Below are 23,736 nucleotides of genomic sequence, written 5' to 3'. Positions count from 1 at the left end.
CAGTGCCGAGGTCGTCGACTCAATAACCTCCGAGGTCGTGGCCGGAGCGCTCGTCGCGCTCGTTAGGCTCCCGGGGTATGGAAGTGGAGCAGCCGCCCCGGATCGGTTCGCAGCTGCGTGAGTGGCGGCGGCGCCGCAGGCTCAGCCAGCTCGACCTCGCCAACCTGGCGGACGTCAGCGCGCGGCACCTGTCGTACGTGGAGACGGGGCGCGCGCGGCCGAGCCGGTCGATGGTGCTGCACCTGTCGCAGGCCCTGGAGATCCCGTTGCGCGAGCGCAACACCCTGCTGCTGGCCGCCGGTTACGCACCGGCCTACCGGGAGAGCAGTCTCGACGATGCTTACCTGGCCTCGGTCCGGTCCGCGATCGACGCCATGCTGACGGCGCACGAGCCGTACCCCGCGGTCGTGGTCGACCGGCTCTGGGATGTGCTGGCGGGCAACCGCGCCATGTCCGTCCTCATGGACGGCGTGCCCGAGCACCTGCTGGAGCCGCGGCCGAACGTCTTCCGGCTGACCCTGCACCCCGACGGGCTGGCCTCCCGGCTGGCGAACCTGGGCGAGGTCCGTACGCTCACGCTGCAGCGGCTGCTCCGCCAGGTCAACGCCACCGGGGACGAGACGCTCCGCGCGCTCTACGAGGAGGTTTCCCGTTATCCGGTGACGGCGGAGCCGGATGGCGCGGAGCATCCGCCGAGCCCGATCCAGGTGCCTCTGAGGATCCGCAGCCCGTTCGGCGAGTTGTCGATGTTCAGCACCATGGCCACGTTCGGCGCACCGGCCGATGTGACGCTGTCGGAGCTGGCCATCGAGCTGTTCTATCCCCTCGACGAGTTCACAGCCGAGGCATTCCGCCTGCTCGGCGAGCAGGCAGGCCCGGCGAACGGCCGATCATGAGGCGGTTGACCAGACCGCGCACCTCCGCCGGCTGGTCCGCCTCGGCCCGCCGGTGTCGGTACGGGGACCGCGCTCGGCGTACGGGGCCCCGGCGGCGGCCACTGGCCGGGCCCGCGGCCCGAACCGACCCCAGCACCAGGCGGTCGCCGGAGACGTGCCGGAGGGTCGCGTTCAGGGCCGGCCCGCCGGTGGCGAGGCACCGGGCAACCTGAAGCCGGGTCGAGGTCAACCCGGATGGGGCATGGGGGCGGCGTCCGTCCGGGCGCTGTGCCGGAGGAAGCCGCCGCCCTGGAGGACGATCAGCAGAGCCGAGTTGGCGATCAGCGCCCACCACAGTCCGGCCAGCCCCCGCGTCGCAGCCACGGGTACGGCGGCCGTCGCGAGCATCCCGTAGCCGGCGGCCACGGATCCCAGGCTCCACGACGACCGTTTGAGCCCTGCGAGCCCGAACGCCACGACGGCTTGCGTGCCGTCCACCGCCGCCATGACGACCATGAGCCAGGCCAGCCCCAGCACGGCGGTCCTGACGCCGTCGTCCGTGGTGAACAACGTGACGAGCGGATCACGGAAGGCGAGCAGGAGACTTCCGCCGACGGCCACCCCGATGACGGCCATCGTGAGCGCCGCCCTGGTGACGCTCCTGACCTCGCGCACCCCATGGGCGCGGGCGACCTCGGGAACGGATGCCTGAGCCACGGACAGGGACACGAACATCAGCGGGCCCATGATCGCGTAGAGGATGGCGTGCGCGGCGGCCTCCCGCGTGCCCGTGCGGACCGTCGCGTACGTGATGACGCCGAGCACCGCGAACTTGATCAGCAACGTCCCTGACAGGGGAATGCCCACCCGCGCCAGCTTCATGATCTCCGCGGGCCGCGGCCGTCCCCGTCTCACGCTCCCGCCCAGCAACCGGCGCAGGCGCAGGTTGGACACCGCGAGAGCGGTCGCGCCCGCGGCGATCATCGAGCACCCCATCCCCGGCAGGCCGATCCGGGGACGAGGATGACGACCAGCACGATCGACACGGCGGCGCCGGCGAGGCTCGCCCAGATCACCTGGCGGCTGTGGCCGAGCGCGATCAGGGCCGCGTTCGCGCCGCCGCCCAGGCCGTACAGCAGCACGTACACGACCAGCAGGTAGGGAAAGATCCCGAGCTTCGCGAGCACCTCCGGCGGCGCGCCGCCGAGTGAGGCGACGAGCGGGACGCAGGCCACGGCTCCGGCGGCGAGCGCTCCGATGATGAGGGCCAGCCACCGCGCGTCGCGCAGGACGGGGATCGCGCCGGGCGGGTGCTCGCGATGGGGAGCGATGAACGGCGCCATGCCGCGCAGCGCACCGGTGATCGCGGTGAAGGCCGGGTTGAGCACGGCGGCCGTCACCGCGTACGCGGCCAGCGCGGCGGTCGCCCGTCGGCCGAGCACCGCCGTAGTGACCAGGCCGGCCACCTGGTTGACGATCATGGACAGGAAGAGCGGGACCGCCGCCGCGGCGATCGCCCGGTGCTGGGGGAGAGGCATGAAAGCAACATCCCGGGACGCGCAACGGCCCGGGATCGCCATCAGTTTATCAGCGCAAGCCGCGATCGACGCTCGGATGGGCGATCAGGGCGTAGCGTTCGTCCTCGATCGCACGGCCCCACAGGGCGGGGTCGGTGAGCTGCTCGTGATGGGAGACGCGGGCGCCCACGGCGTGGAGCGCGTCGGTCAGCTCCAGGGCCGTGACGCCGCCGGGCCAGGGCAGCGGCGGAGAACCGGGTGCGTAGGGGCCGGCCGCCCGGGCACTCTGCCAGTGTCCTTCGACGAGCACCAGGCGCCCGGCCGGACGCAGCAGGCCCAGCCAGCGGCGCAGCGCCGCGTCGGGATCGGGAAGTGTCCACACCAGGTGGCGGACCAGGATCACATCGAATGACGCGCCGGCGGCGACGGGCGGATCGCCCGCGTCTCCGACCAGCAACGGCGCCGTGCACCCCGCCGAGGAGAGCTTGCGCCTGGCCCGCTCGATCATGCGCGGGGACAGGTCCACGCCCGTGAGGCGGTGGCCTTGCCGGGCGAGGAGCAGCGTCAGGGAGCCGGTGCCGCAGCCGAGGTCGAGGACGTCGGAAGATGGGCGGGGAAACCACTCGGCGAGCCTGGCCGACCACGCGGCACGGACCTGTGGGTCGCGCAGGCCATGGTCGGGCTCGTCGTCGAAGGCGTCGGCCGTGGAGTCCCAGAAGGCGGAGATGTGGGTGAGATCTGATGCCGGCATGGATGGATGGTCGCAGGCGGCACCGACAGTTCGGCAGCGTCAGGGCGTGGAGGTTTGCCGGGCGCGGATCGGAGCCCGGAGACAGCGGTGCAAGGCGCCCCGGTTGGCAGCAAGTCCGTAGGGCGGATCGGTTGATCGGGTGATGATCTGGATATTAGCGTTCGTGGCAACACTGATCTCCCGTAGCAGTAAATGAGGCAGTCATGTCGTTGTCGGCAAATGTCCGGAGAATTCTGGCGGTGGCGCTGACCGCCATCCTCGGGCTGACCATGGCGTCCCAGGCGGGTGCAGGCACGGTGGCCAAACCTCAACGGCCGAACATCATCTTCTTCCTCGTCGACGACATGTCAGCCGACCTGCTCCCGTACATGGACACCGTGAGCGGCCTGGCCAGGAACGGCACGACGTTCACCGACTACTACGTGTCCAACTCGCTCTGCTGCCCCTCGCGGGCCTCCATGTTCACCGGCCAGTTCCCGCACAACACCGGCGTGGAGACGAACAAGGGCTCCGACCGCGGCGGTTACCAGGCGTTCGAGAAGCACGAGAACCGCACGTACGCCGTCTCGCTCGACCAGGCCGGCTACCGGACCGGCTACCTGGGCAAGTACATCAACGAGTATCCGGTGGGCGCCGGCTACAAGGTGCCGGCCGGCTGGGACGAGTGGCACGTCGCGGGGGGCGCCGGCTACAACGAGTTCAGCTACCAGCTCACCCGCTACATCAAGGAGGAGACGGCGGACGACAAGCCGCTCGACCCCTCCGGCGGCAAATATCTCGTGGACGTGCTCGGGCAGCGGGCGGCGCAGTTCATCGAGCGTTCCCGCGAGCACGCGCCGGGCGAGCCGTTCTTCCTCCAGGTCTCGCCGTTCTCGCCGCACTCCAGGGTCGGTGTCAAGCCGGGCGAGAAGGAGCCGCGCTTCCCGCCGGCACGTCGTGACCGGCCGAGGACCCAGTGGCCCGCCGGGGAGTTCCCGAACGGCGACTGCGGCGGCACCGACTGCGGCACCATCGACGTGTCCACGTTGCCCGCCTTCAACGAGGACACCGCCGACAAGCCGTCCTGGGTGCGGCGCGACAAGATCGCCCCGAAGCTCGTCAAGGAGTTGCGCAAGGACTTCCGCAACCGGATCCGCATGGTGCAGTCAATCGACGACATGGTGGAGCGCGTCCTGTCCACGTTGACGGACGAGGAGAAGCGCACCACGTACGTCGTCTTCACCAGCGACAACGGCTTCCACCTCGGCCAGCACCGTCTGGTGCGCGGCAAGTCCACCGCCTACGACCACGACGTGCGGGTGCCGCTGCTGGTCAGGCGGCCGGCGGCGGCGCGGCACGGCGACCTCGTGACCGGCGCGGTGGCCCAGAACGTCGACCTGTTCGCGACCTTCCTCGACCTGGCGGGGGCCGACCCGGCGGCGCGCGACAGCCGTGACGGCCGCAGCCTGCTGCCCCTCATCCAGGGCCGCAAGGTCAAGGACTGGCGTGACGCGGCGCTGATCGAGCACGTCAAGCCGGACCCTCAGGCGCCGGGCACGCCGGACCCCGACGCCGACAGCCTCAAGGCGGGCAACTCCCAGCCGCCCACCTACGCCGCCCTGCGCACCGCGGGCGATCTGTACGTCGAGTACGAGGGCGAGGCGAAGCCGGAGTACTACGACACGGTCGCCGACCCTCACCAGGAGACCAACGACCCGGGCAACGCCAGGACCGCGGATCTCGGCAAGGCCCTCGACGCCCTGCGGACCTGCGGTCGGCCCGGCGCGAAGGACTGCTGGACGGCCGCCCGTCTCAACTGACGGAGGCCCATACGCTGGTGCGGCTCGGCCTGGGGGTTGAGAGCAGGGCGTTCGACTCCGGCGTTCTCTATATGGGGGAGTGACTCTTGCGCGCCGGCCCTCAATCCTTTAGGAAGGTTTCCTAAGGGATAGGAGCGGCCGGTGAGGAAGGTCTTGGCGGCGCTGGTCCTCCTGCTGGCGGTCGCCTGCAGGCAGGAGACCCCGGACGTCCCGGTCAACGCCGAGGACGTGATGTTCGTCCAGATGATGGTGCGGCACCACCGGCAGGGCATCGAGATCGCCAAGGTGGGCACCTCCCGGGCGACCACCCCCCAGCTCCGAACGCTGGCCGAGGCCATCGAGAGCACGCAGCAGGACGAGGTCGAGATGATGCTGCGCTGGCTGCACTCCTGGGACCAGCCGCTCACCGCCGCCGCGGGCGCGCACGACCACCACGGCGGCATGCCGGAGACCGACGTCAAGCAGATCCAGGCGCTCAGGCGGTCGGACGACTTCGAGCGCGACCTGCTCGACCTGCTCATCGAGCACCAGGGCGACGCCGTGCGGATGGCGTCCGCGGAGATGTCGGACGGGGCCAACCCGGACGTCCAGAAGTGGGCGGGCCAGGTGCGGGCCTCGCGCACGGCGCAGATCGGCATGATGCGGGACCTGCTCAAGGGGTGACGGCCGCACCCTTCCGCCGCTGCACCCTTCCGCCGCGAAATTTGCCCGTCGCGTAGACGCCGATAGGAATAAGTGATTAGATCACTTGATATGTCCGAGGTGACGCGGCCCACGCTTTCCGACGCTCTCACCGAGCGCATGCTGGAGCTCATCCGCAAGGGCGGGCACCGGCCGGGCGACAGGCTGCCCTCGACCAGGGAGCTCTCCCAGCGTTTCGCCGTCACCACCCCGACGTTGCGCGAGGCGCTGCGCAGGCTCGAGGCCACCGGCGCCATCGAGCTGCGGCACGGCTCCGGCATCTACGTCGGCGCCGCCATCGAGCGGCTCGTCCTGCCCAACCCCAACATGCGTGAGGTGCACGCCGCCCAGCTCGTCGAGCTGCTCGGGGCGCGGATCGTCATCGAGCCGCCGCTGGCCGCGATGGCCGCGCAGCACGCGGAGGGCGAGGAGCTCGCCGTGCTCAAGGGGGTGCTCGACAAGGCGGGCAAGCACCTGCGCGGCGAGGACGCCGAGCTGCACGAGGCGAACATGTCCTTCCACCGGGCGACCGCGCGGATGGCGGGCAACAGCGTGCTCCACGAGGTCGTCGATTCGCTGCTCCTCGTCCACGGGCCCGAGCAGCGGGAGATCCTGCAGATCTTCGACGACCGGCGGCGTGACTACGAAGAGCACCTGGCGATCCTGGAGGCCATCGAGGCGCGCGACGCGGTTCAGGCCGAGGAGCGCATGCGGGCCCACCTGGTCGAGGTCAGGACGGTCATAGAGCACAGGTTGCACCCCCCGGGTTGAACCCCCCGGTTGAACCCCCGATGGAAACAAGGAGGCCGGTCCATGTTCCGGTCACGTGTGGTCACGCTCGGCGTGGCGGCGCTCGTCCTGACCGCCTGCGGTGGCAACGGCGCCGACGCGCCGCGGGAGAAGAAGACCGAGCTGACGTTGTACAACGACAAGGGCGCGTGGACGAAGTACTTCGACGAGATGAGTGCGCTGTCCAAGCAGAGCGTCGGCCTGAGCATCAAGCCGACGGGATACACCGACTCGGCCCAATACCAGGCGTTCATCAAGGCGTCGTTCCGCACCGACGTCAAGCCTGACCTGTTCACCTGGCAGACCGGGGGAATGCTGGAGCAGATCGTCAAGCAGAAGCAGGTGGCCGACACCTCGGCCATCTGGCAGGAGGCGATCAAGAACGGCGACCTGTCGCAGGACCTCATGCCCTACTACACGATCGGCGGCAAGCAGTACTGCGTGCCGATGAACGTCGCCTACTGGGGCATGTTCTACAACAAGAAGATCTTCGACAAGCACGGACTGAAGCCCCCGGAGACCTGGGACGACCTGATCAACGTCGCCGACACGCTGAAGCAGAACGGCGTGAAGGCCTTCTACCACACCAGCGTGCTGTTCTCCTTCGTCTGGTTCGAGCAGCTCCTGGCCGGCACCGACCCCGACCTGTACGACCGCCTGTCCACCGGCAAGGCGAAGTACACCGATCCGGGCGTGGTGCAGGTGATGGAGAAGTGGAAGCAGCTGATCGACGCCGGCTACTTCATCAACCCGGGCGACAAGACCGACCCCGGCGACGTGCTGAAGAGCGGCAAGGCCGCGATGGTGTCGTTCGGCAGCTGGTTCAACACCAGCATGACCCAGCGCGACCTGAAGGCCGGCGAGGACTACGACTTCTTCGTCATCCCCAACGTCAACCCCGCGCTGCCCAAGACCTCGATGATCTTCGAGAGCGGTCCGCTGTGCTCGCTGACCGAGGCGGCCGACCCCGACGCCAGCACGAAATACCTCAAGTGGTGGACGACCGCCGAGGCCCAGGAGAAGTGGGCGGCGAGCCGCGGTGACGTGAGCGCCAACCCGAAGGTGGAGATCGACGACAAGGCACTCGGCACCGTCACCAAGGACGCGGGCGGCGGGAAATACCGGCTGGTCAACCGCTACTTCGAGGCCACGCCGCCGCCCGTGCTGACGGCCGCGCTCGACGGGTTCAGCAAGTTCGTCACCCAGCCCGGCTCGTACAAGGAGGTGCTGGAGACCATCCAGCAGGCCGCCGACGAGTACTGGAGCACGCATCAGTGAGCGAGGGAGCGCCGTCGTCTGGAGGAGCGCCGGGAGCGCAGCGACCAGAGCGACGGGGGAAGGCGGCGGCATCCAGGCGACCGAGCCCGCCTCACGGAGTGAGGCCATGAACACGCGCGCTCCCTTGCTCGGCCGCTTCAAGCACGGTTACGTCGCCCCGGCCGCTCTCCTGGTCGCGGGGTTGCTCTACGCGCCGTTCGTGTGGACGGCCTACCTGAGCCTGACCCGATACGACGGGCTGGAGCCGCCCGCGTGGATCGGCCTGCGCAACTTCACCAATCTGTTCGACGACCCGGCGCTGCTCACCTCGACCCGCAACACGCTGATCTGGGTGGTCGGCACCATGGTGCTGCCAGTCGGCTGCGGGCTGCTGGTGGCGGTGTTGTCGTACGACCTGAAGGGCGGCGCGTGGTACCGCCTGCCGTTCATGTTGCCGTACGCGCTGAGCGGCGCGGGCCTGGCCATGGTGTGGAGCCCGATCCTGTCGCACGGCGGGATCGCCAACCTGATGCTCGGCGTGGACACCGCGTTCCTGCAGGACGCGCCCGCCAACACGGTCGCCATGCTGCTGGTCTGGACGTGGCAGCAGCTCGGCGTCAACACGCTGCTGTTCGTGGTGGGCCTGCAGTCGATCCCCAAGGAGCCCATCGAGGCCGCGCGGCTCGACGGGGCATCGGGGTGGCGGTTGTTCCGGCACGTCATCTGGCCGCTGATGAGGCCGCTCACGGCCGTCGTGGTGGGGCTCGCGCTGGTGGCCGGGCTCAAGACGTTCGACATCGTGTGGGTGCTGACACAGGGCGGGCCCGGCCGCAATTCGGAGACGCTGGCGGTGACGATGTACAAGGAGACGTTCGTGACCAGCGACTACGGCTACGGGTCGGCGGTCGCGGTGATGCTGACCGTGGTCACAGGGCTGGCGTCGTACCTCTATCTCAAGAGGCAGGTGACCGCCACATGATCAGGCGTGCCGTGCTCGTCGTGCTCGGGCTGGTCTGGCTCGGGCCGACGTACCTGCTGCTGGTCAACGCCGCGCGCCCGGCCGGCTCGTACGATCCGGGCAGCGCGTGGGTGCCGTCCGGCGACTTCGCGTTGTTCGAGAACTTCGGGCGGGCGCTCGGCAGCGCCGACCTGACCCAGAGCCTGGCCAGCACCGCGCTCTACAGCGTTGTCTCGCCGCTGCTCGGCGTGCTCGTGGGCGCGCTGGCCGGCTACACGATCGTGGTGCTGCGGCTGAGGTACGGGTTCTGGTGGTTCCTGCTGATCTTCGGCGGCACCATCTTCCCCTCGCAGATGTTGCTCGTGCCGCTCTTCGTCGGCTACAGCGACGCCGGCCTGTACGACTCCAGGCTCGGCATGATCCTCATCTACACGGCGATCAACGTGCCGCTGGCCGCGTTCGTGTTGCGCAACTTCTACTCCGGCGTGGCGTTCTCGATCTTCGAGGCCGCGCGGATGGACGGCGCCTCCACCTGGCGCGTCTTCTGGCGCATCTACCTGCCGATCTCGGCCAGCGCGCTGACCGCCGTGTTCATCCTCGAGTTCACCTTCATCTGGAACGACCTCATCTTCGGCCTGACCCTGACGCAGACCGAGGAGGTGCGGCCCGTGATGACCGCCATCGCGGGCCTCATGACCGACGTGTACGCCGGAACCCCGGTGCCCGTCGGCCTGGCGGCGGGCCTCGTGGTCTCGCTGCCGACGGTCGTGCTGTTCCTCGCCACCCAGCGCCTCTTCGCCAGAGGCCTGTCTCTAGGGAGTGTTTGATGACGAGCCGGTTGCTCCAGCGGAGCCTGGGCAGTCCCGACTATGACGGGATCAGGCAGGCGCTGCGCGACGACACCTCGACACCGGTGATCAGCGTGCGCGGGCTGGAGGTGCGGGTCGCGGTGTTGCCGCTGTTCACCCACGACGGCCGCCAGGCGGTCAGGGTGTCCAGCACCCAGCCGCTCACGCACACGCTGGTGAATGTGGACAGCGCCGCGGGCAGCGACGTGACGCTGCTGGTGCCGGAGGTTGACGCGCCGCGCGAGCTGACGCTGGAGTGCCGCGACGACGCGGGGCTGGTCGGCTCGGCCCAGATCACGGTGACGCCGCAGCGCAAGTGGAGCGTGTTCGTCGTGCACCACTCACACCTGGATATCGGCTACACCGACCCGCAGGGCACGGTGCTCCGCCACCACCTCGACTACCTGGACGCGGGCCTGCGGCTGGCCGAGGAGACCTCGTCCTGGCCGGACGACGCCAAGTTCCGGTGGAGCGTCGAGTCGTCGATGCCGGCGCTGAAGTGGCTCGACGCGCGGCCGCCCGAGATGGTCGAGTCGTTCGCCGCGTGGGCTCGCGAGGGCGTCATCGAGGTGACCGCTCTGCCGTTCCAGCTGCACACCGAGGCGTGCTCGACCGAGGAGCTGCACCGGCAGCTCCGCTTCACCTCCCAGCTCAGGGACAGGTACGGCTTCGCCACCACGTCCGCGATGCACACCGACGTGCCCGGCGCGGTCGTCGGCCTGGTGGACGCGCTCAGCGCGCACGGCGTGCGCTACCTGGCGGCGGCCCACAACTGGGCCGGGCGGTCGGTACCCTACCTGCACGGCGGTGACAAGCTGACCAGGCCGTTCCGATGGCAGGCGCCGAGCGGCAACGAGGTCATCGTGTGGTTCACGGACACGCCGCACGGCATGGCCTACATGGAGGGCAACACGGTCGGGCTGACCGACTCGTACGAGCTGGCCGACGACCTGCTGCCGCGCTACCTGTCGGCGCTGGCCACGCGGGGCTACCCGTACGGTCCTGGCACGTTCGGCTGGCAGGGGCCCGACGCGCCCAAGGAGCCGTACGAGCTGGACGTGCTGCACCTGCGGGTGCAGGGCGCGCACGCCGACAACGCGGGCCCGTCGATCGTGCCGGCGTCGATCGCCCGCAGGTGGAACGAGCAGTGGGCCTACCCGCGCCTGCGCTCGGCCGCCAACAAGGACTTCTTCGAGCACGTCGAGGAGCGTTACCTCGACCGGCTGGCCGTGCACGAGGGTGACTGGACCGACTGGTGGGCCGACGGGCTCGGCTCGGGCGCGCGCCCGCTCGGCTACGTGCGCAGGGCGCAGTCGGCGCTGCGGGTCGCCGAGACGCTGCACACGCTGGCCGGCGAGGACGCCACCGAGCAGATCGACGCGGCCTACGACAAGGTCGCCCTGTTCAACGAGCACACGTGGGGCGCGGCCAATCCGTGGGAGGACGCCGAGGAGGCGGGCGACTCGGGCGGCCTGCAGTGGACGCGCAAGTCGTCGGGCGCCTACCAGGCCCAGGACGACGCGTCCGACCTGCTGCACGCCGCGACCCGCAGGTTCGCCGCCGCTCTGACGGGGGTCGGCGGCGAGCGGGGAACGGGCGGCGCGCTGGCCGCGTTCGCCGTCTTCAACCCCGGCACGCGGGCGCGCGCCGACGTCGTGCGCGCGTTCCTGCCCAGGGACGTGGTGGGCGTGGACGTGCCGATCGCGCTGGTGGACGCGCGGACCGGGCAGACGCTCCCGCACCACGAGGAGCTGGTCGACCCGGTGGACTGGCCGACCCGGCCGATCGGGCGGCACGTGCACGCGGTCGTCCAGGCCGTCCCGGGGTACGGCTACGCCCGCCTCGACGTCGTGCCCGGCGAGACCCAGGCCCCCGAACCGGTCGAGCTGAGCCTGGACGGGGTGATCGAGAACGAGTTCTACCGGGTGGCGTACGACGTGCGCGAGGGCTACGTCAGCTCGATCTTCGACAAGCGGGCGGGCCGCGAGCTGGTCAACGGCGAGGCCGCGGCCGGCTTCGGCCAGTACGTCTACGACCAGTACGCCACCGCCCCGCATTTCAACCACATGTCGGGACACGTGGGGGCGGATGACCGCACCCTCCTCGGCGACCGCGCCATCGGCAGGAACGCCGTCGTCACCAAGGTCCAGCGCACCGCCGTGGGCGAGAGGCTCGTCGTGGAGCTGCAGGCCAAGGGCGTCGACTGGCTGCGCACCACGATCGAGCTGCACAACGGCGTGCCCAGGGTCGACCTGACCTACCAGCTCGCCAAGCAGGGCACCCCCTCCAAGGAGGCGGTCTTCCTGGCCTTCCCGTTCGCGGCGGGCCAGGCGACGGCCTGGGAGCTGACCGGCGGCGTCGGCGGCCCCGACGTGCCGCGGGTGCCCGGCTCGGCCGAGTACATGCTGCCGATCAGGCACTGGATCGCGTTCGAGGACCCCGAGCTGACCATCGCCTGGGCCACGCTGGAAGCGCCGCTGGTGCAGCTCGGCACCATCCACATGCCGTACGCGCCGTTCCCGCCGACCCTCGACCAGGAGGACGGCACGGTCTACTCGTGGGCGCTCAACAACATCTGGGACACGAACTTTCCTGCTCAGCAGCAGGGCGAGACCACGTTCCGTTACGCGGTCACGAGTCAGACCGGGATCGGGGGCAGGCGGCTCGGCGCGGCGGCCGCCTCGGGGCTGACCGAGCCGTTCGTCGGCGCACTGGTCGGCGACGGTCCCGCCGCCACCGAGACGTACGTCTCCGTCGACCACCCCGACGTGCTGGTCACGTCGCTCGGGCGGTCGGGTGACGAGCGCGTGGTGCGGCTCCAGTCGCTGGCCGCCGAGCCGGTCGAGGTGACGGTCACGCTGCCCGGCCTGCGCTCCGCCCGTGGGCCGGGCGTCGCGGAGGAGCCGGTGGACGAGTCGGTCAAGGTACGGCTGCCCGCCTGCGGGGTGGCCGTCGTCTGGGGGACGTGCGCGTGAAGATCGTTGACATCAGGGCCACGACGGTCGCGGTCCCGCTCGAAGCGCCGCTGCGGCACAGCAACGGCGCGCACTGGGGGCGGTTCATCCGCACGATCGTCGAGGTCGAGGCCGACAACGGGCTGATCGGCCTGGGGGAGATGGGCGGCGGGGGCGAGAGCGCGGAGTCGGCGTTCCGCGCGCTCATGCCGTACCTGAAGGATCATGATCCTTTCCAGCTTGAGTCGCTGCGCTTCAAGATCGCCAATCCGACAGCCTCGCTCTACAACAACAGGACCCAGCTGCTGGCCGCCATCGAGTTCGCCTGCGTCGACCTCATCGGGCAGCACCTGGGCGTGCCCGCCAGCGACCTGCTGGGCGGGCGCGTCCGCGACGCCGTCCCGTTCGCCTCCTACCTGTTCTTCAGGTACGCCGCCCCGGGCCACGCCGAGATCCGCACGCCCGACCAGCTCGTCGCGCACACCGCGGAGCTCAAGGCGGCGCACGGGTTCAGCGTGCACAAGCTCAAGGGCGGCGTGTTCCCGCCGGACTACGAGCTGGAGTGCTACCGGGCGCTGGCCGAGGCGTTCCCTGACGACCGGCTCAGATACGACCCGAACGCCGTGTTGTCGGTGGGGGAGGGACTGCGCTTCGGCCGGGCCATCGAAGGGCTGAACAACGACTACCTGGAGGACCCGGTCTGGGGGCTCGAAGGGCTCAGGGCCGTGCGCGAGCAGGTCAGGGTGCCGCTGGCGACCAACACGGTCGTGGTCAACTTCGAGCAGCTCGCCTCCAACGTGCTGCGCAGGGCCGCCGACGTGGTGTTGCTCGACACGACCTTCTGGGGCGGCATCCGTCCGTGCGTGAAGGCGGCAGGGGTGTGCGAGACGTTCCAGATCGGGGTGGCCGTGCACTCGTCGGGCGAACTCGGCATCCAGCTCGCGACCATGCTGCACCTCGGCGCGGTGCTGCCGAACCTCACCTACTCAGCCGACGCGCACTACCACCAGCTGCGCGACGACGTGATCGATGGCGGCAAGATGGCGTACTCGGAGGGCGCCATCGCCGTGCCGGACGGTCCGGGGCTGGGCGTGCGGCTCGACAGGGAACGGGTGGCGGAATACGCCGAGCTCTACCGCGAGATGGGCGGCTACCCGTACGACCGCGACCCCGGCCGGCCCGGCTGGTACGCCACCGTGCCCAACGCGCGCTTCGCCGACCCCACCGTGTCGTCCGTGGAGGCAGCACCATAATAGTGCGGTATGTCTGAACCCTCGCGGCCCGCTCCGCCCGCCGACAACCTGGTCACCACCTCCCACGCCCTGCGGTCGGGGGAGAGGTACACCGCCACCGCCGGCACGATGGTGCTGCGCGAGGAGGTCTACACCGACGGCACCTTCGACGGTCTGCGCCCCAAGGCCGAGATGTTCGTCACCGCGTACACGCTGGACGGCGCCGACCCGCTGAGCCGGCCGGTGACGTTCGCCTTCAACGGCGGTCCCGGCTCGTCGAGCGTGTGGCTGCACCTGGGCGTGCTCGGGCCGCGCCGGGTCGTCATGGGGGACGCGGGCGCGCTCCTGCCTCCCCCGTACGGCCTGGCCGACAACGAGGAGAGCCTGCTGGCGGTGAGCGACCTCGTCTTCATCGACCCCGTCTCCACCGGCTACTCGCGGGCGGCGGAGGGACAGAAGGCGGAGCCGTACCACGGCTTCACCGGCGACCTGGAGTCGGTCGGAGAGCTCATCAGGCTGTGGACCACCAGGAACGCGCGGTGGATGTCGCCGAAGTTTCTGGCGGGCGAGTCGTACGGCACGGTCAGGGCGGCCGGGCTGGCCGAGCACCTGCAGTCGCGTTACGGCATGTACGTCAACGGGGTGATGCTGATCTCCTCGGTGCTCGACTTCATCACCGGCGAGTTCAACCAGGGCAACGACCTGGCCCACGCCCTCTACCTGCCGACCTACGCGGCCATCGCCCATTACCACGGGCTGCACGGCGACCGGCCGCTGGCCGGCGTGCTGCGCGAGGCCGAGGAGTTCGCCGAGCGCGACTACCCGTGGGCGCTGGCCCGCGGCAACCGGCTCACCGCCGATGAGCGCGCGTCCGCCGTGGCCAGGATCGCCGCGCTGACGGGGCTCAGCGAGGACTACGTCGACCGGGTGAACCTGCGGATCGAGCACATCCGCTTCTTCACCGAGTTGCTGCGCCCGCGCCGCCAGGTCGTCGGCCGCCTCGACGGGCGCTTCACCGGCTGGGACCCCGACGCGGGGCGCGAGCACTTCTTCGCGGACCCCAGCTCCAACGCGATCATGGGGCCGTTCAGCGCCGCGCTCAACCACTACCTGCGCACGGATCTCGGCTACGCCAACGACCTGCCGTACGAGGTGCTCACCTCGCGGGTCTACCCGTGGTCGTTCAGGGAGTTCGAGGGCGCGCACGTCACCGTCACCGACAAGCTGGCCGCCGCCATGCGCGCCAACCCGCACCTGCGCGTGCACGTGGCCTGCGGCTACCACGACGGGGCGACCCCGTACTATGCCGCCGAGCACGCCCTCGCCCACCTGCCGGTGCCCGCGGAACTGGCCGCCAACGTCGAGTTCAAGTACTACGAGGCCGGCCACATGATGTACGTCCACGAGCCCAGCAGGCTGCGCCAGTCAGCCGACCTCGCCGCTTTTGTGCTGGGCCAGCAGGCTTGACGCCCGTTTCAGCCGCTGCTTGAGGTTGGCGCGGAGCGCGGTGAAGCGCCCGGGATTGTCGTCGATCACGTCCTGCTGCAGTTCGGCGTCGGCTCCGTACCAGGCCAGCACGAGGCCCGACGACCACTTGCACCGGGTGTCGGCGGTCGCCGTCTGCTTCTCCTCCTCGGTGATCTCCGGCTCGTCCAGGTTCCAGCGGTTGTCGGCGATGGCCGCCTCCGGCGACGGGTAGGAGTGGCCGGCCTGGCTCATGCACGACTGCCAGCGCTTGACCGCCTCCTTCACCGTGGGGTCCTTGGCCGCCTGCTCCAGCGTGAGCGAGTCCTGCAACGACAACCACGGCCAGTCCGCCTTGCGTGCCCCCTTGTCCAGGGCCTGCGTCGCGCGGTCCAGGCAGCCGCGGTCGGCGGCGGTGCCGTACAGGCGGTGGCGGACCGGCTTGGGCAGCTTGGCGGCCCACGCGCCGGTCGTGTCGGGAGAGGGCGGCCTGGCCAGGTGGTAGCCGTACTGCTTGGCCGCCTCGATGTCCGTGACACCGTAGCGGCGGGAGTTGCCGGGATCGACCGCGGCGATCGCGCCGGCGTCCTCGGCGGGCGGGGTGACGGTGCTGCCCCGCTCGCGCATGCACTGGACGACGAGATGGTTGTGGGCGTCGCCCAGAACGGCCCGCTGCTTGGGAGTGGTCTTGTAGGCGTCGAACGGCAGCACCAGTTGCGTCATCGCGGTGGTGTCCTGGTCGGGCGCCGCGGGCGCGGGCTCGTCGGCGGCACAGGCCGCGGCTGACGCCACCAGCAGCAGCGTGCTCGCGAGGAGTCCCCGGCGACCGGTTTCCGGCGGCCAAGCCCGGAAACCGGCACTCCCGTCATTTCTCAGCGGCACCAGATGTCGATCGCGCTGGTGCGGTTGTTGCCGATGGCGTTGTTCGACAGGTAGCCGTCGTTCGAGTTGTGCGTGAACGTGCTGTGCGCGCCGGTGTAGCCGGGGTGCTGCCAGAGGGTGGCGCTGCAACCGACCCGGTTCCTGACCGAGCTGGTCTCGTTGTCCATGCTGTGCCAGGTGTTGCTGAAGTCCCAGTTCAGCCAGTTGTTGTCGGCAAGGTTGGAGTCGTCCTTGACGAAGTCACGCCAGTGGTCGATCTGGCCGCGGTTGTAGTCGAAGCCCGCGTACAGGCAGACACGACCGCCGTAGCAGGTCGAGCGGGGGCTCGCCACCGCGGTGGCCGCGGGGGCGACCACGGTGAACATCGCGGCCGCGGCGACGATGCCGGCGGCCTTCTTGGATAGCCTCACAGGTCTCTCCTCGATCGGTGAGTCGTTTTCGATCTCGGTAACTTAGCGTGCCGAATCGAACGCGAGCCGTGGTGACTCGCCGATCCCGAAGGGGCTGCGCGCCCGCGCGAGGGCGCGTGCCCCGGCCCGCCGACCCACTCGTATCAGGCCTGTCACATGGGCTTTCGTCGCGTTGACGGAACTGTTGCCGGCTCTGGTGCGCCGGTGGAGGAACCCGTGGTCTCCGCTCGACCTACTCCGGAAGCGCCGCCGGGTTCTGGGCCAGCAGCCCGCCGTCCACACGGTGCTCGGCCCCGGTGACGAACGACGCGCGCGGGCCCGCCAGGAACGCCACCATCTCGGCCACCTCCTCGGGCCTGGCCACGCGGCCCAGCGGGTGGGAGCGGCCCCACTGCGCCACCTGCTCCTCCTGCGACAGTTCGCCGCGCCACAGGTCGGCCGCCCAGCGCAGCATCGGCGTGTCCACCGAGCCGGGGCAGACCACGTTCACCCTGATCCCGTCGGCCGCGTGGTCGAGCGCCATGGCCCTGGTCAGGCCGTTGAGCGCGGCCTTGCTCGCGGAGTAGGCGGCCACCTGGGCCTGCGAGGAGAACGCCTGGACCGACGACATGATCACGATCGAGCCGCCGCCGCGGGCACGCAGCCTCGGCACCGCGGCTTTGCACGCGAGATAGACGCCCTTGAGGTTGACGTCGAGCACCTCGTCCCAGACCTCTTCAGGGGTGTCCTCGACCGTGCCGTAGCGCTGCACGCCCGCGCACGTCACCACGATGTCGAGCCCGCCGAACCTGGCCACGGCCAGGTCGACGAGGTCGCGCATGGCGCCGGCGCTGCGGACGTCGGCGATCTTGCCGACGACGTGCTCGCTGTCGAGCTCGGCGCTCTTGTCGGCGCCGCAGAAGACCACGGACGCCCCGCCGTCGGCCAGCCGGTCGACCACCGCCCGGCCGATGCCCATCGACCCGCCCGTGACCAGCGCAACCTTTCCGCCGAATTCGCTCATGCCAGCACCTCCGCGCGCAACCGCAGTTCTTTCGTCTCGTGGGGATCCAGGGTGAGGGCCGTGCCGTTGGCCACGGCGGCGGCCAGGCCGTCGGTGGGCATGCTGGAGAAGGGCTCGAGACCGACCGTGTAGACCCGTCCCCACCAGGGGTAGCCGGTGGACGCGCCGAGCTCGTGCCACATCCACAGGTACGGCAGGAGCGTCGCATCCCACTCCACCCGCATACCGATATCCCCAGAAATCTCGTACCATCCCTCGTCGAAGCCGGTCAGATACACGATGTCGCTCGGCGCGCCCCGCTCCGGCACCACGCTCAGATCCGTCTCGCCGCCCCCATCCGCCGGCACGACCGGCCACTGCCAGGGCCCGCCCGCCTGGACCCGCCGCCCGCCGGGGCCGATCGCGCTCTCGTGCGGGATCACGGTGACGCCCTCGGGGAGCCTGATCGTGGCGCCCGGCCGCAGGAACGGCAGGCCGTACACGATGTGCTGGCCCCACATGGCGTGCAGCGGGAGGCCCGACTCGTTGGTGGCCCGCCCTTCGATCTCCAGCGCCACCGCGCCCGACCGCAGCCGGAAGACCTTCTCCACCGCGTACGGCAGCCGCCGCGTACGCACGCGCAGCCGCACCGCGACCTCCTTCTCGGAGTCGGCCGCGACCTCGCACTCCCACGGCAACCCCGAGACCTCGCCGTGCTGGGCCAGCCGCGCGCCCCGGTATTCGCTCGGCGCGCCGCCGCTGGGGAAGACCTCCTGCCAGCCGCCCTCGTAGTGGTCGGCGAACTGGGCGACGTCGTCGGCCGCTCCTTGGAGGTGGTCGCGCGGACTGCGCAGGCCCTGCGGGGAGAGCCAGACGAAGTCGGTGTCGGTGGGCTTGTGCAGGAACTCGACCACGTCGCCGCCCTTGTCCGGCACGACGGTCACGCGCAGCCGTTCGTTCTCCAGCACGACCGCCCGCAGCCCGTCGATCGTGACGTGCCGCAGGCGGGCCGCCCAGTTACGCCTCACTCGAATGTCACATCCAGGAATCGGGGCCGGTAGATCGACACGTCACGGTAGTGGTCGGTGTTCACGAAGCTGTTGACGTTGTACGAGATCACGAGCCCGTCGCCGTCCACCTCGGGATGCGCGTGGGCGTTGTAGGTGAAGATGTCGCCGCCGGTCTCGGGGGTCGTGTAGACGTGTTGCTTGCCGGTGAACGGCCCGGCCGGGGAGCAGGAGGAGTAGGCGACGATGTTCGGGCTGAGCGCCTCGGTGGTGTCATGAGTGATCAGGACATACCCGGATCCGACCTTGCTGACGCTGTACTCGTTCGCCACCCCGCTCATCACCCGCGCCGAGTCGGCCTCGTCGGGTGACCAGGTGCCGTCGGCCTTGAGATATTCCCAGCGGCCCAGCAGGCTATGCCCCTTGACCCTGGCGACGTGCATGTACTTCGGCGACCCGAGATCCTCTACGCCGTAGACGTAGGTGTATCCGCCGTCCTTCATGGTCGCCGAGGCCCACGAGACGCCGTGCCCCGAGGGCAGGTCGTGCACGCTGATCGGCTCGTCGAGCCGCCCGGGGGCGAACCTGGCCACCACGTTGCGGTGCCAGCGCCAGTCCCACGTGCCGTCACCGAACCGCTCGTACTCCTGGTAGGTGACCTCCACGACGCCGCCGGCCAGCGTCGCGTCGCCGGCCCAGAACCAGTGGTCCTCGTCGCGCGGCGGCATCAGCGCGGTCGGCTTCTCGGCGGTGCCGTCGTGGATCGTGGACAGCCTGCCGTCGCGCTCGACGGCGAACGTGTTGTTCAGGAAGACGGTCGTGCCGCCCTCCTCGACCACGGGCGGTCGCGAGCCGTCGGGGTTGACCTGGCCGAGGAAGGTGTCGGAGAAGATCCACAACTCCTTGCCGCCGGGCAGTTTGAGCGAATAGGTGCCGTCGGCGCCCGTCCAGTCGTCCAGGCGGCTGTTGTCGTTGCCGTAGTTGGTGAACAGCCTGGTCAGGCGGGCGTTCGTGGCGGCGCCCGCGACGGTCGGGGCGCACTCGGAGGCGGCGGTGGCCCGCTGCTCCTGCGGTGCGGCCGAGGGCACCGGTTTGGGAGGCGCGGCCCAGACCGGCTGCGGCACGGCCGTCAGGCCGGCCAACGCGATGGCGAGGGGTGCGAGGGCAGAGCGGAATCGCGTCATCACTGTCCTAGGGGAGGAGGCTCCCTACAGTTCTAGTCATTAGATCACTTGCTGTCCAGAGCCCTCCGGGATTCGCCGAGACCCCGGTGCCCCGACATCGCCTCGGGCGGCTCGAAGGCCCGCATCTGAGCCGCCCGGAAAATGTGATGCTCCGTCACGAACGGGCCCGGTAGCCTGCGCGCATGGGCCACGTCGAAGTAGGACATCTGACATACGTGCTGCCCGACGGGCGGCCCCTGCTCAACGACGTGTCCTTCAGGATCGGCGAAGGCGTGAAGGCGGCGCTGGTCGGGCCCAACGGCGCGGGCAAGACCACGCTCATGCGGCTGATCGCCGGCGACCTCCAGCCGGTCGAGGGCACCGTGGCGGGCTCGGGCGGGCTGGGCGTGATGCGCCAGTTCATCGGCAGCGTGCGCGACGGCAGCGACGTGCGCGCCCTGCTGCTGGGCGTCGCGCCGCCCGCCGTGCGGCAGGCGGCCGAGCGGCTCGACGAGGCCGAGCTGGCGATGATGGAGCGCGACGACGAGAAGACGCAGATGCGTTACGCGCAGGCCATCAGCGACTACACCGACGCCGGCGGCTACGACATCGAGGTGCTCTGGGACACCTGTACGGTGGCCGCGCTCGGCGTGCCGTACGAACGGGTGAAATATCGCGACGTGGCCACGCTGTCGGGCGGCGAGCAGAAGCGGCTGGTCCTGGAGGCGCTGCTGCGCGGCCCCGACCAGACCCTGCTGCTCGACGAGCCCGACAACTACCTCGACGTGCCCGGCAAGGAATGGCTGGAGCAGCAGCTCAGGGAGACGCCGAAGACGGTGCTGCTGGTCAGCCACGACCGCCAGCTGCTGGCCAACGCGGCCGACCGGATCGTCACCGTCGAGTCGGGCGGCATCTGGATCCACGGCGGCGGGTTCGCCACCTACGCCGAGGCGCGCAAGGCCCGCAACGAGCGGCTCGACGAGCTGCGCAGGCGCTGGGACGAAGAGCACGCCAAGCTCAAGGCCCTGGTCACCATGTTGAAGAACAAAGCGCGCTACAATGACGGCATGGCCCCCGCCTACCACGCCGCCCAGACGCGGCTGCGCAAGTTCGAGGAGGCGGGGCCGCCAGAGGTGGCGCCGGGCGAGCAGAACATCAAGATGCGCCTGCGGGGCGGACGCACGGGCAAGCGCGCGGTCATCTGCGAGGGGCTGGAGCTCAGCGGGCTGATGCGCCCGTTCGACCTGGAGGTCTGGTACGACGAGCGCGTCGCGGTGCTCGGCTCCAACGGCTCGGGCAAGTCCCACTTCCTGCGCCTGCTGGCGGGCGAGCAGGTCCGCCACGAGGGCGTGGCCAGGCTGGGCGCCCGCGTCGTGCCGGGCCACTTCGCCCAGACGCATGCCCGGCCCGAGCTGCTCGGTCGCACCCCTGTCGACATCGTCATGACCGAGCACGCCCGGCTGAAGAACGAAGCCATGAAGACGCTGGCCCGCTACGAGCTGGCGGGCAGGGTCGCGGAGCAGCGCTTCGAATCGTTGTCGGGCGGGCAGCAGGCGCGCCTGCAGATTCTGCTGCTGGAGTTGTCGGGGGCCACGCTGCTGCTGCTGGACGAGCCGACCGACAACCTCGACCTGGCCAGCGCCGAGGCGCTGCAGGCGGGGCTGGAGGCGTTCGACGGCACGGTGCTGGCGGTGACCCACGACCGCTGGTTCGCCACCGACTTCGACCGCTTCCTGGTCTTCGGCTCCGACGGCACGGTCTACGAGTCACTCCAGCCGGTCTGGGACGAGTCCAGGGTCGTGCGTCCGCGTTAAAGACTTGGTACGGCAGGCGCGTGTCCCCTGCCATCCGTGCCCATGCACGGGTTATCACGGCAAAGTGATCCCGCGTAGCCGAACCGTCAGCCTCCTCGCACTCGGGGCGATCTGCCTCACCGGGTGCGCGAGCGAGGAACAACCCGTACAAGAGCTCAAGCCGCTCGCTCTCAAGGAGCAGGTCTCCAATATCGTCAAATCCGCCGACGGATACGCCGTCAACTGGGCCGGCGTGCTCAGCAACACCAATCCGTGGCATTTCGGCGAGCACGTGGTGGCCACGATCGTCGGGCACGACACGAAGGGCACCGAGGTGGTCAGGATGGACCAGCCGCTCGACGCCGTGCCGCCGGGCGGATCGCTGGCCTTCACCGGCCAGGCCACCGCCACCGAGAAGCCGGCCAAGGTGACGATCCAGTACCGTCCCGCGCAGTGGCGGCTGGCGGGGCGCATCCCGTCGGCGTTCCGGGAGTTTCCCATCACCCGGACGCAGACATTGCGCCAGAAAGACGGCTCATACCTTATTACCGGATATGTGGATAATCCTTATCGAACGACGGCGAGCAGCCTCGTCGTCAATGCGATGCTGCGCGACAAATCGGGCAAACTTCTGGCCGGCGGCAGCACGTTCGTGGATGACGTGAAAGCGGGCCGCCCGCCGCGCTTCATCCTCACGGTGTCGGGGGTGCCCGCGCGCACCAAGGTGGCCAAGACCGAGATCACGGCACGGACCTGGGGGTCGACCGGCCGTCCTTACGACGATCTGGCGCTCGGCGGCGCCCTGCCGGTGCACACGGTCAAGCCGACGACCGAGCCGTTCGCGGTGGACCGGAGCACCGAGATCGTCTCCAAGTACAAGCAATGATTTTCTGCTCTAAAGAGCGATAAATCTGATCGCACGGGACTGTACGGGACTGCATGTGGCTGTACGTGGCTTTATGTGGCTGCATGGGTCGAAGGGAGCCATCGCGATTATTCATGAGGAACCCGGACATGCGGCCCGACAAGCCATGCCAACAGCGCGGAAATGGTGGAACTACTAGTTACCGATCCATTACCTTCGGTTACATGGATGACCGCGTTCTGGTCGAAGCCCTTCGCGCCCGCGACACCGACGCCGTGGCCGCTCTCTACGACACCTACGCGGAGAGCATTTACCGCTACTGCTGGTCTCTCCTCTTGAGTGGTGACAGCGCGCAGGTGGCGCTCCGCGACACGCTGATCGCGGCCGAGGCGCACGCGGACGCGCTGGCCGACCCGGGGAGGCTGCGCACCTGGCTGTACGCGCTGGCCCGCGCCGAGTGCCTGCGCCGCAGGGCCTGCGCCCCGCCGGGCACCGCGCAGGCGCTGGCCGAGGCGCCGCCGCTGGACGACCCGGCCGACGCCGACCTGCGGGTCATGGCATGGAACGCGGTCCACGGCCTGCCCGTGGCCGACCGCGAGGCGCTGGAGCTGGCCTACCGGCACGAGCTGCCCGCCGCCGAGCTCGCCCAGATCGTCGCGCTCCCGCCGCGCCAGGTGGAGCAGGTCACGGAGCAGGCCCGCGAGCGCCTGGGCGGCGCGCTCACGGCCGAGATCCTGGCCGGGAAGGGCCCGTACGACTGCCCGGCACGCGCCCGCATCCTCGCCGGCTTCGCCGGCGAGCTGACCCAGGAGATGCGCGAGCACCTGATCAGGCACCTGTCGCGCTGTGAGACCTGTGCGCCCCACCGCGCCCGCGAGGTGTCGGTCACCAAGGTCTACACGCTGCTGCCGGCCGTGGCGCTGCCGGAGTCGCTGCGGGTCAGGGTGCTGAGCTGCTTCGGCGACCCGGAGCTGCTGCCCTACCGGCGCTACGTCGCCAGGCGGACGAGCGGCCTGGGAGCCGCCGGGTTTCCCGTTTCCGCGGACAAGGGCGCTGGAAGGTGGCCTCAGGCGCTGGCGGGCGCGCTGGCGGCGGTCGCGGCCGTGGTGGCGATAGCGGTGATCTTCCAGCAGATCGGCAGGGACAACGGCGGCCTGTCGGGCGTCGCGACGGCGGCGTTCCCCCCGACGGGCGAGCCGCCCGGCATCAGGCTGCCCTGGCAGGGCGAGCCGAAGAACTTCCCGGTGACCGTGATGCCCATCGTCGACGCCTCGACCATGCGCCCGCTCGGCGTCGCGGAGTCGCCCGTGTTCCCGCCGCCCCTGGTCATCCCCTCTCCCACGCCCTTGATGCCCTTGCCGACCGGCGGCCCGCCACCGTCGCCCGGCCCGCGGCCCACCGGGCAGAGTCGCCCGCCGGACCTCCCTCCGACGCGCATACGCTCGGCGGAGCCGACCCTGGCGGAGCCCTCTCCCATCAGGCCCTCGCCGTCGCGGCACACGTCGAAGC

General features: G+C 70.1%; 21 protein-coding genes. 13 read left to right on the top strand and 8 right to left on the bottom strand.

Annotated elements, in window-relative coordinates; genetic code table 11:
- Nucleotides 1-77 precede the first annotated feature (77 nt).
- Nucleotides 78-896, top strand: a complete 819-nt coding sequence (locus E1294_RS34005; RefSeq protein ID WP_132515076.1) for a helix-turn-helix domain-containing protein — start codon at nt 78-80, stop codon at nt 894-896.
- A 225-nt stretch (nt 897-1,121) separates the two neighbouring features.
- On the opposite strand, the gene E1294_RS34000 is transcribed toward E1294_RS34005, so the two are convergent.
- The 3 genes from E1294_RS34000 to E1294_RS33990 are packed head-to-tail and all read right to left on the bottom strand — an operon-like array spanning nt 1,122 to nt 3,143.
- On the bottom strand, nt 1,122-1,859 hold the full coding sequence (locus E1294_RS34000) for an MATE family efflux transporter (RefSeq protein ID WP_165977617.1): 738 nt from the start codon (nt 1,857-1,859) through the stop codon (nt 1,122-1,124).
- Nucleotides 1,856-2,413, bottom strand: coding sequence for an MATE family efflux transporter (locus tag E1294_RS33995; RefSeq protein ID WP_165977616.1), 558 nt, complete (start codon nt 2,411-2,413; stop codon nt 1,856-1,858). The genes E1294_RS34000 and E1294_RS33995 overlap by 4 nt, the downstream gene beginning before the upstream one ends.
- Before the next feature lie 49 nt (nt 2,414-2,462).
- Entirely contained in the window at nt 2,463-3,143 is a 681-nt protein-coding gene (locus E1294_RS33990; RefSeq protein ID WP_132515073.1) for a class I SAM-dependent methyltransferase, read from the bottom strand.
- A gap of 203 nt (nt 3,144-3,346) precedes the next feature.
- Here E1294_RS33990 and E1294_RS33985 point away from each other — a divergent pair, with 203 nt between their 5' ends.
- The 9 genes from E1294_RS33985 to E1294_RS33945 all read left to right on the top strand — a co-directional run bounded on the left by E1294_RS33985 (nt 3,347) and on the right by E1294_RS33945 (nt 15,128).
- On the top strand, nt 3,347-4,942 hold the full coding sequence (locus tag E1294_RS33985; protein WP_132515072.1) for a sulfatase family protein: 1,596 nt from the start codon (nt 3,347-3,349) through the stop codon (nt 4,940-4,942).
- A gap of 141 nt (nt 4,943-5,083) precedes the next feature.
- Nucleotides 5,084-5,605 carry a DUF305 domain-containing protein gene (locus tag E1294_RS33980; RefSeq protein ID WP_132515071.1) on the top strand — a complete coding sequence of 174 codons (522 nt, stop codon included), beginning with the start codon at nt 5,084-5,086 and terminating at the stop codon, nt 5,603-5,605.
- A 90-nt stretch (nt 5,606-5,695) separates the two neighbouring features.
- Entirely contained in the window at nt 5,696-6,394 is a 699-nt protein-coding gene (locus E1294_RS33975; protein WP_132515070.1) for a FadR/GntR family transcriptional regulator, read from the top strand.
- Nucleotides 6,395-6,436: 42 nt separating this feature from the next.
- Complete coding sequence (locus E1294_RS33970; RefSeq protein ID WP_132515069.1) at nt 6,437-7,690, top strand: ABC transporter substrate-binding protein; 1,254 nt, start codon at nt 6,437-6,439, stop codon at nt 7,688-7,690.
- A 106-nt stretch (nt 7,691-7,796) separates the two neighbouring features.
- Complete coding sequence (locus E1294_RS33965; protein ID WP_246083483.1) at nt 7,797-8,648, top strand: carbohydrate ABC transporter permease; 852 nt, start codon at nt 7,797-7,799, stop codon at nt 8,646-8,648.
- Entirely contained in the window at nt 8,645-9,454 is an 810-nt protein-coding gene (locus E1294_RS33960) for a carbohydrate ABC transporter permease (RefSeq protein ID WP_132515068.1), read from the top strand. The genes E1294_RS33965 and E1294_RS33960 overlap by 4 nt, the downstream gene beginning before the upstream one ends.
- Nucleotides 9,454-12,450 carry a glycoside hydrolase family 38 N-terminal domain-containing protein gene (locus tag E1294_RS33955; protein WP_132515067.1) on the top strand — a complete coding sequence of 999 codons (2,997 nt, stop codon included), beginning with the start codon at nt 9,454-9,456 and terminating at the stop codon, nt 12,448-12,450. Before E1294_RS33960 ends, E1294_RS33955 begins: the two co-directional genes overlap by 1 nt.
- Complete coding sequence (locus E1294_RS33950; RefSeq protein WP_132515066.1) at nt 12,447-13,682, top strand: enolase C-terminal domain-like protein; 1,236 nt, start codon at nt 12,447-12,449, stop codon at nt 13,680-13,682. Before E1294_RS33955 ends, E1294_RS33950 begins: the two co-directional genes overlap by 4 nt.
- Nucleotides 13,683-13,691: 9 nt before the next feature.
- The gene (locus E1294_RS33945; RefSeq protein ID WP_132515065.1) at nt 13,692-15,128 is read left to right on the top strand and encodes a S10 family peptidase; all 1,437 of its coding nucleotides are present in this window, start codon (nt 13,692-13,694) and stop codon (nt 15,126-15,128) included.
- Here E1294_RS33945 and E1294_RS33940 read toward each other — a convergent pair.
- From E1294_RS33940 to E1294_RS33920, 5 genes are all read right to left on the bottom strand, one after another.
- On the bottom strand, nt 15,087-15,917 hold the full coding sequence (locus E1294_RS33940) for a hypothetical protein (RefSeq protein WP_132515064.1): 831 nt from the start codon (nt 15,915-15,917) through the stop codon (nt 15,087-15,089). The genes E1294_RS33945 and E1294_RS33940 overlap by 42 nt on opposite strands.
- A gap of 80 nt (nt 15,918-15,997) precedes the next feature.
- Nucleotides 15,998-16,417, bottom strand: a complete 420-nt coding sequence (locus E1294_RS33935) for a peptidase inhibitor family I36 protein (protein ID WP_132515063.1) — start codon at nt 16,415-16,417, stop codon at nt 15,998-16,000.
- 232 nt (nt 16,418-16,649) lie between these two features.
- Nucleotides 16,650-17,420 carry an SDR family NAD(P)-dependent oxidoreductase gene (locus E1294_RS33930; protein ID WP_132515062.1) on the bottom strand — a complete coding sequence of 257 codons (771 nt, stop codon included), beginning with the start codon at nt 17,418-17,420 and terminating at the stop codon, nt 16,650-16,652.
- Nucleotides 17,417-18,427, bottom strand: coding sequence for a DUF4432 family protein (locus E1294_RS33925; RefSeq protein WP_132515061.1), 1,011 nt, complete (start codon nt 18,425-18,427; stop codon nt 17,417-17,419). The genes E1294_RS33930 and E1294_RS33925 overlap by 4 nt, the downstream gene beginning before the upstream one ends.
- Nucleotides 18,424-19,590 carry a glycoside hydrolase family 183 protein gene (locus E1294_RS33920; RefSeq protein WP_132515060.1) on the bottom strand — a complete coding sequence of 389 codons (1,167 nt, stop codon included), beginning with the start codon at nt 19,588-19,590 and terminating at the stop codon, nt 18,424-18,426. The genes E1294_RS33925 and E1294_RS33920 overlap by 4 nt, the downstream gene beginning before the upstream one ends.
- A 182-nt stretch (nt 19,591-19,772) precedes the next feature.
- On the opposite strand from E1294_RS33920, the gene E1294_RS33915 reads away from it, so the two are divergent.
- From E1294_RS33915 to E1294_RS33905, 3 genes are all read left to right on the top strand, one after another.
- On the top strand, nt 19,773-21,383 hold the full coding sequence (locus tag E1294_RS33915) for an ABC-F family ATP-binding cassette domain-containing protein (RefSeq protein ID WP_132515059.1): 1,611 nt from the start codon (nt 19,773-19,775) through the stop codon (nt 21,381-21,383).
- Between the two features lie 4 nt (nt 21,384-21,387).
- Complete coding sequence (locus E1294_RS33910) at nt 21,388-22,248, top strand: hypothetical protein (RefSeq protein ID WP_246083482.1); 861 nt, start codon at nt 21,388-21,390, stop codon at nt 22,246-22,248.
- A 203-nt stretch (nt 22,249-22,451) separates the two neighbouring features.
- Nucleotides 22,452-23,736, top strand: a 1,285-nt coding sequence (locus E1294_RS33905) for an RNA polymerase sigma factor (RefSeq protein ID WP_132515058.1), incomplete at its 3' end; no start/stop codon positions are given.

It is taken from the genome of Nonomuraea diastatica, assembly GCF_004349015.1.
Taxonomy (GTDB): domain Bacteria; phylum Actinomycetota; class Actinomycetes; order Streptosporangiales; family Streptosporangiaceae; genus Nonomuraea; species Nonomuraea diastatica.
Note: the sequence above shows the minus strand (reverse complement) of the source record. Positions and strands in the feature narration are given on the sequence as shown.

What these genes read in the sequence shown, in the direction of transcription:
- E1294_RS34005 (WP_132515076.1), top strand. Translation starts at nt 78, where the DNA reads ATGGAAGTGGAGCAGCCGCCCCGGATCGGTTCGCAGCTGCGTGAGTGG.
- E1294_RS34000 (WP_165977617.1), bottom strand. Translation starts at nt 1,859, where the DNA reads ATGATCGCCGCGGGCGCGACCGCTCTCGCGGTGTCCAACCTGCGCCTG.
- E1294_RS33995 (WP_165977616.1), bottom strand. Translation starts at nt 2,413, where the DNA reads ATGCCTCTCCCCCAGCACCGGGCGATCGCCGCGGCGGCGGTCCCGCTC.
- E1294_RS33990 (WP_132515073.1), bottom strand. Translation starts at nt 3,143, where the DNA reads ATGCCGGCATCAGATCTCACCCACATCTCCGCCTTCTGGGACTCCACG.
- E1294_RS33985 (WP_132515072.1), top strand. Translation starts at nt 3,347, where the DNA reads ATGTCGTTGTCGGCAAATGTCCGGAGAATTCTGGCGGTGGCGCTGACC.
- E1294_RS33975 (WP_132515070.1), top strand. Translation starts at nt 5,696, where the DNA reads ATGTCCGAGGTGACGCGGCCCACGCTTTCCGACGCTCTCACCGAGCGC.
- E1294_RS33970 (WP_132515069.1), top strand. Translation starts at nt 6,437, where the DNA reads ATGTTCCGGTCACGTGTGGTCACGCTCGGCGTGGCGGCGCTCGTCCTG.
- E1294_RS33965 (WP_246083483.1), top strand. Translation starts at nt 7,797, where the DNA reads ATGAACACGCGCGCTCCCTTGCTCGGCCGCTTCAAGCACGGTTACGTC.
- E1294_RS33960 (WP_132515068.1), top strand. Translation starts at nt 8,645, where the DNA reads ATGATCAGGCGTGCCGTGCTCGTCGTGCTCGGGCTGGTCTGGCTCGGG.
- E1294_RS33955 (WP_132515067.1), top strand. Translation starts at nt 9,454, where the DNA reads ATGACGAGCCGGTTGCTCCAGCGGAGCCTGGGCAGTCCCGACTATGAC.
- E1294_RS33945 (WP_132515065.1), top strand. Translation starts at nt 13,692, where the DNA reads ATGTCTGAACCCTCGCGGCCCGCTCCGCCCGCCGACAACCTGGTCACC.
- E1294_RS33930 (WP_132515062.1), bottom strand. Translation starts at nt 17,420, where the DNA reads ATGAGCGAATTCGGCGGAAAGGTTGCGCTGGTCACGGGCGGGTCGATG.
- E1294_RS33920 (WP_132515060.1), bottom strand. Translation starts at nt 19,590, where the DNA reads ATGACGCGATTCCGCTCTGCCCTCGCACCCCTCGCCATCGCGTTGGCC.
- E1294_RS33915 (WP_132515059.1), top strand. Translation starts at nt 19,773, where the DNA reads ATGGGCCACGTCGAAGTAGGACATCTGACATACGTGCTGCCCGACGGG.